Origin of the sequence: Pseudomonas sp. PA-1-6B, from assembly GCF_021609545.1 — a bacterium.
In the GTDB taxonomy this organism is placed as follows: domain Bacteria; phylum Pseudomonadota; class Gammaproteobacteria; order Pseudomonadales; family Pseudomonadaceae; genus Aquipseudomonas; species Aquipseudomonas fluorescens_BV.
Genome location: NZ_WJZM01000064.1, coordinates 21,472 through 34,265, shown reverse-complemented (window position 1 = coordinate 34,265; position 12,794 = coordinate 21,472). Strand labels below are relative to the sequence as shown.

General features: G+C 60.7%; 12 protein-coding genes. 9 read left to right on the top strand and 3 right to left on the bottom strand.

The genetic code is table 11. The annotated features are described in order from the left end of the window. Nucleotides 1-88: 88 nt before the first annotated feature. The 3 genes from GIV35_RS23395 (at nucleotide 89) to GIV35_RS23385 (ending at nucleotide 2,541) form a co-directional block, all read left to right on the top strand. Nucleotides 89-469 carry a hypothetical protein gene (locus GIV35_RS23395; RefSeq protein WP_034128173.1) on the top strand — a complete coding sequence of 127 codons (381 nt, stop codon included), beginning with the start codon at nucleotides 89-91 and terminating at the stop codon, nucleotides 467-469. A gap of 126 nt (nucleotides 470-595) precedes the next feature. Then, on the top strand, nucleotides 596-952 hold the full coding sequence (locus GIV35_RS23390) for a hypothetical protein (protein ID WP_105229158.1): 357 nt from the start codon (nucleotides 596-598) through the stop codon (nucleotides 950-952). A 152-nt stretch (nucleotides 953-1,104) separates the two neighbouring features. Beyond that, nucleotides 1,105-2,541, top strand: coding sequence for a hypothetical protein (locus GIV35_RS23385; protein ID WP_223023982.1), 1,437 nt, complete (start codon nucleotides 1,105-1,107; stop codon nucleotides 2,539-2,541). Nucleotides 2,542-2,606: 65 nt separating this feature from the next. Here GIV35_RS23385 and GIV35_RS23380 read toward each other — a convergent pair whose 3' ends face one another. Next, complete coding sequence (locus tag GIV35_RS23380; RefSeq protein ID WP_105227258.1) at nucleotides 2,607-3,278, bottom strand: sterol desaturase family protein; 672 nt, start codon at nucleotides 3,276-3,278, stop codon at nucleotides 2,607-2,609. 294 nt (nucleotides 3,279-3,572) lie between these two features. Between GIV35_RS23380 and GIV35_RS23375 the strand changes: the two genes are divergently transcribed. The 6 genes from GIV35_RS23375 (at nucleotide 3,573) to GIV35_RS23350 (ending at nucleotide 10,530) form a co-directional block, all read left to right on the top strand. Continuing rightward, nucleotides 3,573-4,496, top strand: a complete 924-nt coding sequence (locus GIV35_RS23375) for a substrate-binding domain-containing protein (protein WP_014719049.1) — start codon at nucleotides 3,573-3,575, stop codon at nucleotides 4,494-4,496. A gap of 63 nt (nucleotides 4,497-4,559) precedes the next feature. Continuing rightward, nucleotides 4,560-6,068, top strand: a complete 1,509-nt coding sequence (locus GIV35_RS23370; RefSeq protein WP_200649027.1) for a sugar ABC transporter ATP-binding protein — start codon at nucleotides 4,560-4,562, stop codon at nucleotides 6,066-6,068. After that, entirely contained in the window at nucleotides 6,034-7,026 is a 993-nt protein-coding gene (locus tag GIV35_RS23365) for an ABC transporter permease (RefSeq protein WP_105227256.1), read from the top strand. Before GIV35_RS23370 ends, GIV35_RS23365 begins: the two co-directional genes overlap by 35 nt. Nucleotides 7,027-7,051: 25 nt before the next feature. Next, nucleotides 7,052-8,131 (top strand): alcohol dehydrogenase catalytic domain-containing protein, encoded by a 1,080-nt coding sequence (locus GIV35_RS23360; protein ID WP_034128169.1) that lies wholly within the window; start codon nucleotides 7,052-7,054, stop codon nucleotides 8,129-8,131. A gap of 1 nt (nucleotide 8,132) precedes the next feature. Next, nucleotides 8,133-9,665 (top strand): FGGY-family carbohydrate kinase, encoded by a 1,533-nt coding sequence (locus GIV35_RS23355; protein WP_223023985.1) that lies wholly within the window; start codon nucleotides 8,133-8,135, stop codon nucleotides 9,663-9,665. A 139-nt stretch (nucleotides 9,666-9,804) separates the two neighbouring features. Then, nucleotides 9,805-10,530 (top strand): SDR family oxidoreductase, encoded by a 726-nt coding sequence (locus GIV35_RS23350; protein ID WP_200649029.1) that lies wholly within the window; start codon nucleotides 9,805-9,807, stop codon nucleotides 10,528-10,530. Here the strand turns inward: GIV35_RS23350 and GIV35_RS23345 are convergent. Then, complete coding sequence (locus GIV35_RS23345) at nucleotides 10,527-11,531, bottom strand: LacI family DNA-binding transcriptional regulator (protein WP_054897430.1); 1,005 nt, start codon at nucleotides 11,529-11,531, stop codon at nucleotides 10,527-10,529. The genes GIV35_RS23350 and GIV35_RS23345 overlap by 4 nt on opposite strands. 58 nt (nucleotides 11,532-11,589) lie before the next feature. Continuing rightward, nucleotides 11,590-12,453, bottom strand: a complete 864-nt coding sequence (locus tag GIV35_RS23340) for a LysR family transcriptional regulator (RefSeq protein ID WP_073526797.1) — start codon at nucleotides 12,451-12,453, stop codon at nucleotides 11,590-11,592. Nucleotides 12,454-12,794 lie beyond the last annotated feature (341 nt).

Below are 12,794 nucleotides of genomic sequence, written 5' to 3'. Positions count from 1 at the left end.
CTTTTTTTGGTGAGTTTGGTGGGTTTTTGGGGGGAAGAATATTGGCAGTCGACGGCGATCTGATATTCCAACCCGAGGGCACATAACGATGTCCCTTTTTCTTGTGTATAGCATTGTGATGTTCGCTTGGGTGTTTGTCGTCTTCGTACTGATAGTGTTTGCTGAATACGCAAAGTTGGATGAACTGGAAAGTTACTTCAGTGAGAACGAGAAGGTTCTTAGACATAAGCGTTTCAGGGAAGGATATGATCCGATCGATAGATATCATCGAATGAGCCTGATGATCGACATCCTGTCAGGGCCGAAAGCTTTTCTGAAGGCAGGCCTTGTGACCGAAGCCGAGCTGGCGTCTGTCCCCTTGACGCTTAAGCGCTGGGCCTTGTGGCCGTATCGCCTCGCGGATGTTTGTATCATCGAAATGATTGTGTGGGAAGTATGGCGCAGATGGTGCGATATCCCAATTCCATAGAACTAGGCCTCACTCGCGAAAACACCTCATGAGTTGGCAATTGGTAGACGTGCGCGAACCTGCAGGCGGTCATTACGGGGCGTTATAGATCAAGAGTGATTCGATTTTCCCACCTGGGGCATGACAATGTCGTTTTTTCTCGCTTACACCCTGGTGATGGTGGTTGGAGCGTTCGTCATTTTGGGATTAATGCTCTTTGTCGAACGAACAAAACTCGAGGCGTTGGAAGGTTACTTCATTGAAAACGTGCAGGTGCGTAAATATCAGCAACGCTGGGGACGAAACCAGCGACTCGTCAGGTTTCATCGCATGTGTCTCATGATTGATATCCTCCGCGCGCCAGAACGCTCCGTGAAAGAAGGTTACATGACCGAGGCAGAGCTAGCCGTCATTCCGCCAGCGCTCAAGCGTTGGGCTGTATGGCCCTATCGGCTCGCGATAATGTGGGCGATCAGTTGGGGCTATTGGTGCACCTGGCTTTAGAGGTGCTCTCGCTTCTTGAGCCTGAATTCCAGGCTCACATTTTTTAGAAAAAGTGCTGTACATGCATACAGTCTTATCCTACAGTCCATCCCAGGTGACCGGATGTCACCGGTTACCTGAGCTTCAATTTTTTAACTATGGATGGATAAAAAATGAAATCGAAAAAAGCCTTTATGCTAGGCGCGGCCATGATGGCCTCCTGCTTCGTTTCGGCCTTTGCCCTGGCTGATCAAGCGCCTGCGAAACTCAGTGCCGAAGCGGTCAAGCAGGCCGTGAACAAAGCGCTCAAGTCCGGCGGCAAGCTGGACGCCTCGAAGGTTTCGACCGAACTCAAGAAAAAACTGCTGGTGGCCAAGTCTGGTCAGTCCAAGGCCGTGACCCGATCCCTCAAGTCCGAGCCGTTCGACAGCGTGGTGAGTGAGTTGAAAAAGCCGGCGCAAGGCGCGTTGAAAGGTGCGGCTATCGCGGCGTTTGAACCGCTGTTTCCAACCCTGGATATCAACACGCTTTACACCGTCGATGCGGTGCAGGCCGGTAACGAGTTTGCCTACCACTTCAACCTGCTGCAGAACGCACGAGTGCAGGTGCAACTGGTCAACCAGAGCGCAGGCGCGGATATGTCGCTGACCCTGTTTCAGGATGACGGCCAGGGCAACCTGAGTGTGGTCGGTTCGTCGGATGCTGCAGGCAATGCCGATGAATACCTCAACGGTGTGCTGCCGGCCGGCGACTACTACTGGTACATGGTGGCCAAGGTCGCCGATAACGCGCAGTTCAGTTTCGGCGTGGCGGTGGACAGCAACATCGACGCGTTCGAGCCCAACGACAGCGCGCAAACCGCGTTCGTATTGCCCGATTCGATGAACAAGGTCAGCGGCAATCTCGACAGCGCCAACGATGTCGATTACTTCGACTTCACGGCGGTCCGTGGCCAAAGCGTGAGCATGTACCTGGCGGGCGACGAGAACGGCAGCCGAAACCAGTGGATCTTCGACCGCTTTGATGGCGCCAACTGGGTCACCGTGCCGGCCGGTTCTACCTCGACCTACCCGAGCGTCGCGCCGGGCACCACGGTGAAGGTGCGTGTACGGGCCAACCCGGCGGTGGCGCATGACCCGAGCAAGTATTACCAACTGAGCCTGGGTTCCACACCGCGCTTGAACACCAGCAGTGTCAAAGGTGACAACATCGTGCGGGTGACGGAAGTGTGGCTGGCCACGCAAACCGCTCGGCTGTTGAACTGGTCGACCCAATGGTCGGACTCTACCGGCGCGCCGTTGCTGGGGGTTACGCCGGTATTGCGCGTCGATAACCACTTCGTCGACTTGAACTACCGTTGGGTTGACTACAAAGCGACTACCAACAGCGCGGGTGTATCAGAGGCCACGGCTAATATCGGTACGTGCTTCGGTGACTACACGACGGTGATCAACGACAGCAGCACCGGTGTGCCGTACAAGTGGAGAACCACCTACAACGAGGGTGGCTGGCGCATTGAGCTGGCCGAGTTCCCGGGTGTGGGCGTCGGCGGTGAGAACGTGCAATACGTCAGCCTGGGGCATATCTGCACTCAGGACATCATCCACTGACAGCGTGATGTGAAGTAGAAGGGGCGGCCTCTAGAGGCCGCCCCTTTTTTGTGGCTTTTTCCTGATCATTTCTGGCTATCGGGAGGACGCGGCTCCCAATACAAAGTGCCAAACAGATAGTCCATCAACGGCAGCACGATGTTGAAATTACGCCCCTGCATCAGCTCACGGCGGTGGTGCAAGGCATGCAGGCGGTGCATCTGGCGAATCCATGGCAGGCGTGCCACCGGGTGTTCGGCAGGCAGGTGTTCGCAGGCATGGAACACTTCGTAGAGCAGGTAGCCAAGGATCATGCAGCCTGCAAACAACCCGGCAACGTTGGGGCTCAGTTGGCTGAGCAGCCACCAGGCGGGAAGGGTGATGGCCAGGCTGTGCAGCATGATCAGCCAGGCTGGAAAGAGGATGACGCGCCAGTCCCGAGGGCTGTCGTAGGTCATGTGGCCGGGGGTGAAGAAGCTGTGGTGATCGCCGGTGTGGCGTGCATAGAACAGCCGGGCGAATGCATGTTTGTGATGGCCCAGGTGGCGGTGCACGAGGTAGATGCACAGGTTGAAGAACAGCAGGGTCAGGGGCACGGTCAGCCACTGGAGGGCGGTGATATCGGCGGTGGAGGACCAGGCCAGCGTGATGCAGGCGATGCCGTAGCCAAGCACGAATGCGGCGTGCAGCCAGGGGTTGTAACGCGGGTTGACGCTTGCGCGGTAACGGTCGCGGAAAGTCTCGGTCGGGTGGGGCATGGCCGGCTGCTCGCTGTGTTTTTATTTGAGGCTGAGCTTAGTTGGCGTAAGCGGATGTGCGAGTTTTTACTGACCACCTCATCCCCCTGTGGGAGCTGGCTTGCCTGCGATGGCGGTGTATCAGGGCCAGATAAGTAGACTGACACTGCGCCATCGCAGGCAAGCCAACTCCCACATTTTTGCCCGAGACCGACCAGTGGAGGCTTGCACAGGTCTGAATTACTTGTTAGTTTCTGGCAAAATGTTAACGATAACATTTGCTCTAAAAATAAAAACAAAACAGAGACCCACGCCATGAAAATGCTCCCAAAAACCCTGTGTTTACTGGCTGCCAGCATCACCCTGGGCAGCGCGACCCCCGCGTTTGCCGACGCTGCCAAGCCCATCCGCATCGGCGCCTCGTTCCAGGAAATCAACAACCCCTATTTCGTCACCATGAAAAACGCCCTGGAAGAAGCCGGCGCGACCATCGGTGCCAAGTTGATCATCACCGACGCCCGCCACGACGTGTCCAAGCAGGTCAGTGATGTCGAAGACATGCTGCAAAAGGGCATCGACATCCTGCTGATCAACCCCACTGATTCGGTCGGCGTGCAATCGGCCGTCAAGTCGGCCCATGCTGCCGGTGTCGTAGTGGTGGCGGTGGATGCCCAGGCAGATGGCCCGTTGGATTCATTCGTGGGGTCGAAGAACTTCGACGCCGGTTTCCAGGCCTGTGAGTACCTGGCTAAAACCATCGGTGACAAAGGCAATATCGCCATCCTTGACGGCATCGCCGTGGTGCCGATCCTCGAACGTGTGCGCGGCTGCAAAGAGGCGGTGGCCAAGCACCCGGACATCAAGATCGTCAGCATCCAGAACGGCAAACAGGAACGCGATCAGGCCCTGACCGTCACCGAAAACATGTTGCAGGCCCAGCCTACCCTCAAGGGCATTTTCAGCGTGAATGACAATGGCTCCCTCGGCGCGCTGTCGGCCATCGAAGCCAGCGGTATGGACGTGAAGCTGGTCAGCGTCGACGGTGCGCCGGAAGCGATCAAGGCGATCCAGAAACCCGGCAGCCATTTCATCGCCACCTCGGCCCAATACCCCCGCGACCAGATCCGCCTAGCCCTGGGCATCGCCCTGGCCAAGAAGTGGGGCGCCCAAGTACCGGCCAGCGTGCCGGTGGACATCACCCTGATCGACCAGGCCAAGGCCAAGGACTTCAGCTGGTAAACCCAACAGGCCCCGCGTAGTTCGTGGGGCCCAGGTCTTCCTTCTGAGTGCGAGGTCGGCGGTATGAGCAGTCTTCTGAAGCTGGAAAACATCTGTAAGCGTTACCCGGGGGTGCAGGCCCTCAAGGCCATCAACCTGCAAGTGGAGCGTGGCGAAATCCACGCCTTGCTCGGCGAAAATGGCGCGGGCAAATCCACCCTGATGAAGATTCTGGGCGGTGTCGAGCATCAGGACGAAGGGCAGATCCTTATCGACGGGCAGGCCCGAAAATTTGCGACCTATCGGGATGCGATTGCCGCCGGGATTGGCATTGTGTTCCAGGAGTTCAGCCTGATTCCCTACCTCACGGCGGTAGAAAATATCTTCCTCGGCCATGAACTGAGCAACCGCTTCGGCCTGTTGCGCAAGCGCGAAATGGCCGAGGCCGCGCAGGCGTTGTTCGAGCGCCTCGGGGTCAGCATCGATCTGCACTGCGCGGTCAAGCACCTGAGCGTGGCCGAGCAGCAGTTTGTCGAAATCGCCAAGGCCCTGGCTTTGGACGCACGCCTGCTGGTGCTCGATGAGCCGACCGCGACGCTGACTCCCAGTGAGGCCGAGTTGCTGTTCGACATCATGCGCGAACTCAAGCGCCAGGGTGTGGCGGTGATTTTTATCTCGCATCACCTGGAAGAGATTTTTCAGGTCTGCGACCGCATCAGCGTGCTGCGCGACGGCGGCAATGCAGGCGTCACCGAGGTGGCTGACAGCGACATCGACCGCCTGGTCGAGATGATGGTCGGCCGCCGCCTGGAGTGCAGCTTTCCGCCTAAACCCGCTACTGCACGCGGCCCCTTGCTGTTGGAGGTCAAGGACATCCAGCTGGTGCGCAACGGCCCCCACAACCGTTTCAATGTGCACAAGGGCGAGATCCTGGGCTTCGCCGGTCTGGTGGGCTCGGGCCGCACTGAACTGGCCCTGGGCATGATGGGCGCGCTGCCCACGGTGAGCAAAGACGTGTGGCTGCGCGGAGAAAAAGTCAGCCTCGATGACCCGGCCCAAGCCCTGGCCTGCGGCATCGGCCTGCTCCCCGAAAGCCGCAAGAGCGAAGGGCTGATCACCGCCTTCAGCATTCGCGAAAATATCTCGCTGAACAATTTGCCCAAGTATCAGCACGCCTCGGGCCTGATCGACAAGGCCCGCGAGTGCGCCAGCGTCGAAGCGCTGATGCGCCAGCTGTCGATCAAGGCACCCAGTGGCGAAAGCCTTGTGGTGAACCTCAGCGGCGGCAACCAGCAAAAAGTCGTGATCGCCCGCTGGATCAACCACCACTGCGACGTGCTGGTGTTCGACGAACCCACACGCGGCATCGACGTGGGTGCCAAGGCGCAGATCTACGCGTTGATGCGCAGCCTCACCGAACAGGGCTACGCGATCATCATGATTTCCTCCGAGCTGCCCGAAGTCATCGGCATGTGCGACCGCGTCGCCGTGTTCCACAAGGGCGCCATCGTCAAGGTACTGGAAGCGTCCGCCGTCAATCCTCAAGAGGTCATGCGCCATGCAACAGGGGGCTCAAGTGAATACGTCCATTAACACCGCCGGCAACGGCCGCTTGCGCCTGAATCTGGCGCGGCTGCTGCGTTCGCCGGCGTTTTATCCCTTTGTCGGGCTGGTGGTGGTGACCCTGGTGATGATCCTCGCCAGTGACACCTTCCTCACTGCCAGCAATCTCTCCAACATCGCCCGCCAGGTGTCGATCAACGCGATCATCGCAGTGGGCATGACCTGCGTGATTCTCACCGGTGGCATCGACTTGTCGGTGGGGCCGGTGATGGCGTTGTCCGGCACCTTGACCGCCGGGCTGATGGTCGCCGGGTTGCCGCCGGGCCTGGCGATTGGCGCCGGGCTGCTGGTGGGCGTGGCCTTCGGCATCGGCAACGGGCTGTTCGTGGCGTACCTGCATATGCCGCCGATCATCGTCACCCTGGCGACCATGGGCATCGCCCGCGGGTTCGGGCTGATGTACACCGACGGCTACCCGATTTCCGGCTTGCCAGAGTGGTTCGCGTTCTTCGGTCGCGCCAGTGTGTTTGGCCTGCAGGTGCCGATCCTGATCATGCTGATCACCTACCTGGCGGCCTATGTGCTGCTGCAACACACCCGCATCGGCCGCTACATCTACGCCATCGGCGGCAATGAAGAAGCGGTGCGCTTGTCCGGGGTGCGAGCGGCGCGTTTCAAGCTGCTGGTGTACGGCATCAGCGGCTTCACCGCCGCGATTGCCGGGCTGGTGCTCACCTCGCGCTTGATGAGCGGCCAGCCGAATGCCGGCGTGTCGTTCGAGCTGGATGCGATTGCCGCCGTGGTACTGGGTGGTGCGTCGATTGCCGGCGGCCGCGGAGTGATCATCGGCACCTTGCTCGGCGCCATGCTGCTGGGCGTGTTGAACAACGGTTTGAACATGCTTGGCGTGTCGCCCTACGTCCAGAGCGTGATCAAGGGCGGGATCATCTTGCTGGCGATTTTCATCAGCCGTCAGCGCCATCGTTAATACCTCACTACACAGGACCGAACACATGGACAAGCACACTCACATGCAAGCCGTCGTCTGCCACGGCCCGAAAGACTACCGCCTGGAGCGCATCGGCAAACCCCAGGCGCGTGCCAATGAGCTGGTGATCCGTATCGCCGCCTGCGGCATCTGCGCCAGTGACTGCAAGTGCCACTCGGGCGCGGCGATGTTCTGGGGCGGCGACAACCCCTGGGTCAAGGCGCCGGTAGTACCGGGCCACGAATTTTTCGGCTACGTGGTCGAAGCCGGCGAGGGCGCCGAGGAGCACTTTGAGGTCAAGGTCGGTGACAAGGTCATCGCCGAACAGATCGTGCCGTGTGGCAAGTGCCGCTTCTGCAAATCGGGCAAATACTGGATGTGCGAAGTGCACAACATCTTCGGCTTCCAGCGCGAAGTGGCCGAAGGCGGCATGGCCCAGTACATGCGCATTCCCAAGACCGCCATCGTGCACAAGATCCCTGAGTCGGTGTCCCTGGAAGACTCGGCGCTGGTGGAGCCGATGGCCTGCTCGATCCATACCGTCAACCGTGGCGATATCCAGCTCGACGACGTGGTGGTGATTGCCGGCGCGGGTACCCTGGGCCTGTGCATGGTCCAGGTCGCTGCTCTGAAGACCCCGAAAAAACTGGTGGTGATCGACATGGTCGATGAACGCCTGGAGCTGGCGAAAAAATTCGGCGCCGATGTGGTGATCAACCCCGCCCGTGACAACGCTCGCGAGATCATCAACGGCCTCACGGACAACTACGGCTGCGACGTCTATATCGAAACCACCGGCGTACCGGCCGGCGTCACCCAGGGCCTGGACCTGATCCGCAAGCTCGGGCGCTTTGTCGAGTTCAGCGTGTTTGGCGCCGAGACCAGCGTGGACTGGTCGATCATCGGCGACCGCAAGGAGCTCGACGTGCGCGGTGCGCACCTGGGCCCGTATTGCTACCCGATCGCCATCGACCTGTTCGAGCGTGGCCTGGTCACCTCCCAAGGCATCGTCACCCATGATTTCCCGCTGGACGACTGGGCCGAGGCGTTTGAACTGGCCAACTCGACCAAGTCGATCAAGGTGCTGTTGAAGCCGGTGCTCTGAGATGGACTACGTCATCGGTGTAGACATTGGCACCCAGAGCACCAAGGCGCTGCTGGTGGATGCCCAGGGCACGATCATCGCCCAGCACAGCCACGGCTACCGGGTGGGCACCCCGAAAGTGCGCTGGGCCGAGCAGTGGCCGCAGGTGTGGCTGGATGCTGTCGAAACGTGCGTGGCCCAGTGCATGGCCAAGGCCGGGGTGCCGGCGCCGCAGGTCAAGGCGCTGTGCATCAGCAGTTTGTACGGTGGTTCGGGCATTGCCGTGGATGCGCAGATGACGCCGCTGCACCCGTGCCTGATCTGGATGGACCGCCGCGCCGGCGAGCAGGTGGCCTGGGTGCGTGAGCATGTGGATCTGGAGCGCTTGTTCGCCATCACCGGCAACTCGGTGGACAGCTACTACGGCTTCACCAAGATGCTCTGGCTCAAGCAGCACCAGCCTCAGGTGTGGGCGAATACCCGTTACCTGTTGCCGCCCAACAGCTACATCAATTGGTGCCTGACCGGCGAGTTGGCGGTGGACCACAGCAGCGCCGGGAATATCGGCGGTGTCTACGACGTGGCGGCGCGCAACTGGTCAGGCGAGATGCTGGAGGCGTTGGGTATCGCGCAGTCGATGATGCCCGAGCGGTTGCTGTATTCCGGCGAGGTGGTGGGTGGTTTGCTTGCAGACTGGGCCGCACGCCTGGGCTTGCAGGCGGGCACGCCGATCCTCGCTGGGGGCGTGGACGCGGCCATGGCGACCCTGGCGGCGGGTGTCACTCAGCCAGGCAATCATGTGGCGATGATCGGCACCAGCATGTGCTGGGGCTATCTGAACCAGCAGGTGGATGCACGTCACGGTTTGGTGAGCATGCCCCACGTCTACAACGGCCACCGCGACCTGTACATCTTCGGCGGTGCGATCACCGCCGGGGCCTCGGTCAGCTGGTTTCGCGAGCAGTTCTGCCAGGCCGAAGAACAGCAGGCCCAGGCCACGGGGCAAGACAGCCTGGCGCTGCTGGAGCAGAGCGCGATGAAGATTCCGGCAGGCAGCGAAGGCGTGGTGTTTTTGCCTTACTTGATGGGCGAACGCAGCCCGGTATGGGATGACCGCGCCAGCGGCAGTTTTGTCGGGCTCAACCTCTACCACAGCCGCTTTCACCTGTACCGCGCAGTGCTGGAGGGCGTGAGTTTTGCCCTGCGCCACAATATCGAAGCGGGCAGCCAGGGCGCGCATTCCCTGGACCCGCGCCTGATTGTGGTGGGCGGGGCCAGCCATTCGGACCTGTGGATGCAGATCATCGCCGACGTCACACGCTACCCGGTGTACACGATCGTGCAGGAGGTAGAAGCAGCCCTGGGCGCGGCGTTGTTGGCGGCGCATACGATGGGGTTGGTGAGTGATGGGCAGATGGACACGGGTTGGGTGCAGTTGCAATTGCGGGCGCAGCCCAAGCGGGAGAATGTCATGACCTATGACCGGGCGTTTGCCGAGTACCTCAAGCTGTATCCGGCCCTGAAACCGGTCATGCACAACCTGCAATCCACCTGATTCAACACAGTCCAAAACTGTGAGAGCTGGCTTGCCTGCGATAGCGGTGTATCAGCACCCGATAAGGAGACTGACACTGCGCTATCGCAGGCAAGCCAGCTCCCACAGTGGGTCTTCATTGGCTTTGAGATCTTTATTTATGACTACCACCTTCGACTTCTCGTACCAGCGCATCCTCGTCACCGGTGCCAGCAGCGGCATCGGTCGCGAAATTGCCCAGCAACTGATCGCCAGCGGCGCCGAAGTCTTCGCTCTCGGTCGCGATGCCCAGGCGTTGGCGGCATTGGGGTGCCGCACCTTGTGCGTGGATATCGCTGACAGCATCGCCCTCGATAAAACCCTGCAAGATTTGCCGCCTCTGCACGGTCTGGTCAACTGCGCCGGTATCTCACGCCTGGAGCCCGCCGCTGCCATCAGCGCCAACGCCTTCGACCAGGTAATGCACGTCAATGCCCGCGCCGCTGCGCAAGTGGCCAGCCGGGTCGCGGCAAAGATGATCGAGGCGAATATGGCCGGCAGCATCGTCAACGTCTCCAGCCAGGCGTCGTTGGTGGCGCTGGACGATCACCTGAGCTACTGCGCCTCCAAGGCTGCACTGGATGCGATCACCCGCGTGCAATGCGCCGAGTGGGGCCGTTTTGGCATACGCGTCAACAGCGTCAACCCCACCGTGACCTTGACGGCCATGGCGACGATGGCCTGGTCCGACCCGGCCAAGCGCGACCCGGCGCTGGCAGCGATTCCGTTGGGGCGTTTTGCGCAACCGGCGGAAGTGGCGCTGCCGGTGCTGTTTTTGCTTAGCGACGCGGCGAGCATGATCAGTGGCGTGAGCCTGCCTGTGGACGGCGGCTACACCAGCCGCTAGCCGTTTTCCAACTGCCCGGCGATGACCACTTTGTCCCGTGGCTTGTGCGGGTCTTGCAGGCGATCAAGCAGCAGGCGCACCGCACTGCTGCCGGCCAGGGATGCGTCGTGGGCCACGCAGGCAATCGGCACGCCAAAGATATCGGCGAAGGGCAGGCGGTCGATGCCGCAGATGGTCAGGCTGTCATGGGCGATGTTGTGCATGCGCAACGCGCGCAGGGCACCCAGGGTAATCAACTGGTTGAAACCCATGATCGCGTCCGGCGCCGAGTGTGCGGCCAGGTAATCGAGGGTGTGCAGGTAAGCCGGCATCAGCGTGTAGTCGCCCGCCTGCACCTCGACCTGGATGTCGGGATGTTCGGCCAGCACTTCCCGCAGGCCTTTGAGGCGCTCCACGCTGATACGCGAGTGCTCGGGGCCGGTCAGCACCAGCAGGCGCTTGAGGTTCGGGGTTTGGCGTAACAGGTAGTGCGCGGCTTGCAGGCCGCTGTGGTAGTTGTCGAGCACCACACGGCTGAACGGGCTGTCGTGGATCGTGCGATCGAGCAGCACCACCGGGGTCTTGCCGTTGCCCAGGCGCTCCAGGTAGTCGGGCTGGTAGCTCGGCTCGTCGGAGACCGGCGACAGGATGATCCCCGCCACGCGATAGCCCAGCAGGGTATCGACCGCCTTGCTTTCCAGTTCTTCCAGCTCATCGGTGTCCACCAGCATGATGGTGTAGCCGTGCTTTTTCGCCTCGCGGGAAATCGCCTTGATCATCTCGCTGTAGAACGGGTTGTCTACCGATGCGGTGATGACCCCGATGATCAGGCTTTCACTGCGCTTGAGCCCACGGGCGAAGGCGTTGGGCACGTAGTCCAGCTCGCGTGCCACTTCCAGGATGCGCGCCAGGGTGGCGGGTTTGACCAGGTCGGGTTTGCTCAAAGCGCGGGACACCGTAATGGTGGTCATGCCGACCCGTTTGGCGATGTCGCTGATGGTGACGGACTTTTTCTTGTTCATCGGTAAGACTGCGAGAGTAAACACCAGCAGGCTAGCATGCGCGCAGGCGTAGAGTGATTCAAATCAGCGGATCCCAGCGTTGCGACCAGTCGCCTTCGGCCTTCACCACCTCGCGCAGCAGTTCCAAGGCCTGCTGCAACACCGCTGAATCTCGCGCCCGCGAATATACCAGGTAGGTCGGAAAGCTGAATTCCGGCGCCTTGGGCACGCGCTGCATGACGCCGCTGTCCAGGTAGCTCTGCACCACCCGCGTGCGGAAGTAGCCAGCACCGCCATTCTCCAGGATGTACTGCAACGCCAGCGGCCCCAGGTTGAAACTCAGCGCGGCACGCGCACGGTCGGGCAGGGCAGCGTCGTGTTGCTGGCGAAAACCCTGGCCCCAGTCGATATACACGTAGGGCGAGGGTTTGCTCGCCAGTTGCACCAGAATCAGTTTTTCTTCCAGCACTTGCTCCACCTGCAAGCCCGGCCAGTATTGCGGCTGGAACACCAAGGCGGCATCTAGCACACCCAGCTCCAGTTGGCGCAGCAGGTATTCGCCTTCACGCACTTCGGTGCGCAGGGCGTGCCCCGGTATCTGCTCGCGCAGCGCCTTGGCCCAGCCGAGCATCAACGGGTTGCACAGGCTGACCTCCCCGCCGATATGCAGCACATTGCGATAGCCGTCCGGCAATGGCAGGTCACGGCGGGCGGCTTCCCAGGTTTGCAGCAACTGGTTGGCGTACACCACGAAGGCCTCGCCGTCGGCGGTCAGCCGCGCACCGGCACGGTTGCGCACGAACAGCGTGCAGCCGAGCTGGTTCTCGAGGTTTTTGACACGAGCGGTGATAGCGGTCTGGGTGACGTGCAGTTTCTCGGCCGCCGCGGCCAGGCTGCCGCAGCGGGTGATTTCGAGGAAGGTGCGTGCCAGTTCGATGTCCATGAAGCCCCCGGGGATGAATGGGGGACAGTGTAAAGGAATGCGGTCAAACCTGTGGGAGCGGGCTTGCTCGCGAAGGCGGCCTGGCAGTCAACACAGTTGGATGGTGTACATATCCATTGCTGCGGTAACGGCCACTTAGGGTTCCGCCCTGACGGCGGCTCACTTTCGAAAAGCGGCAAAGTAAGCAAAACGCTCTTGCCCCACCACTCGGCACCTCGCTTAGGCTCGGTGTGCCCGTAATCCGCCAGTGATTTGGGGGGGCGCCTGAGATCAAGATCAAAAGCAGATCAAGAGCAAGATCAAGAGCGGCTCGCTTCGCATCGTGGTTACCCTTGGCTGCT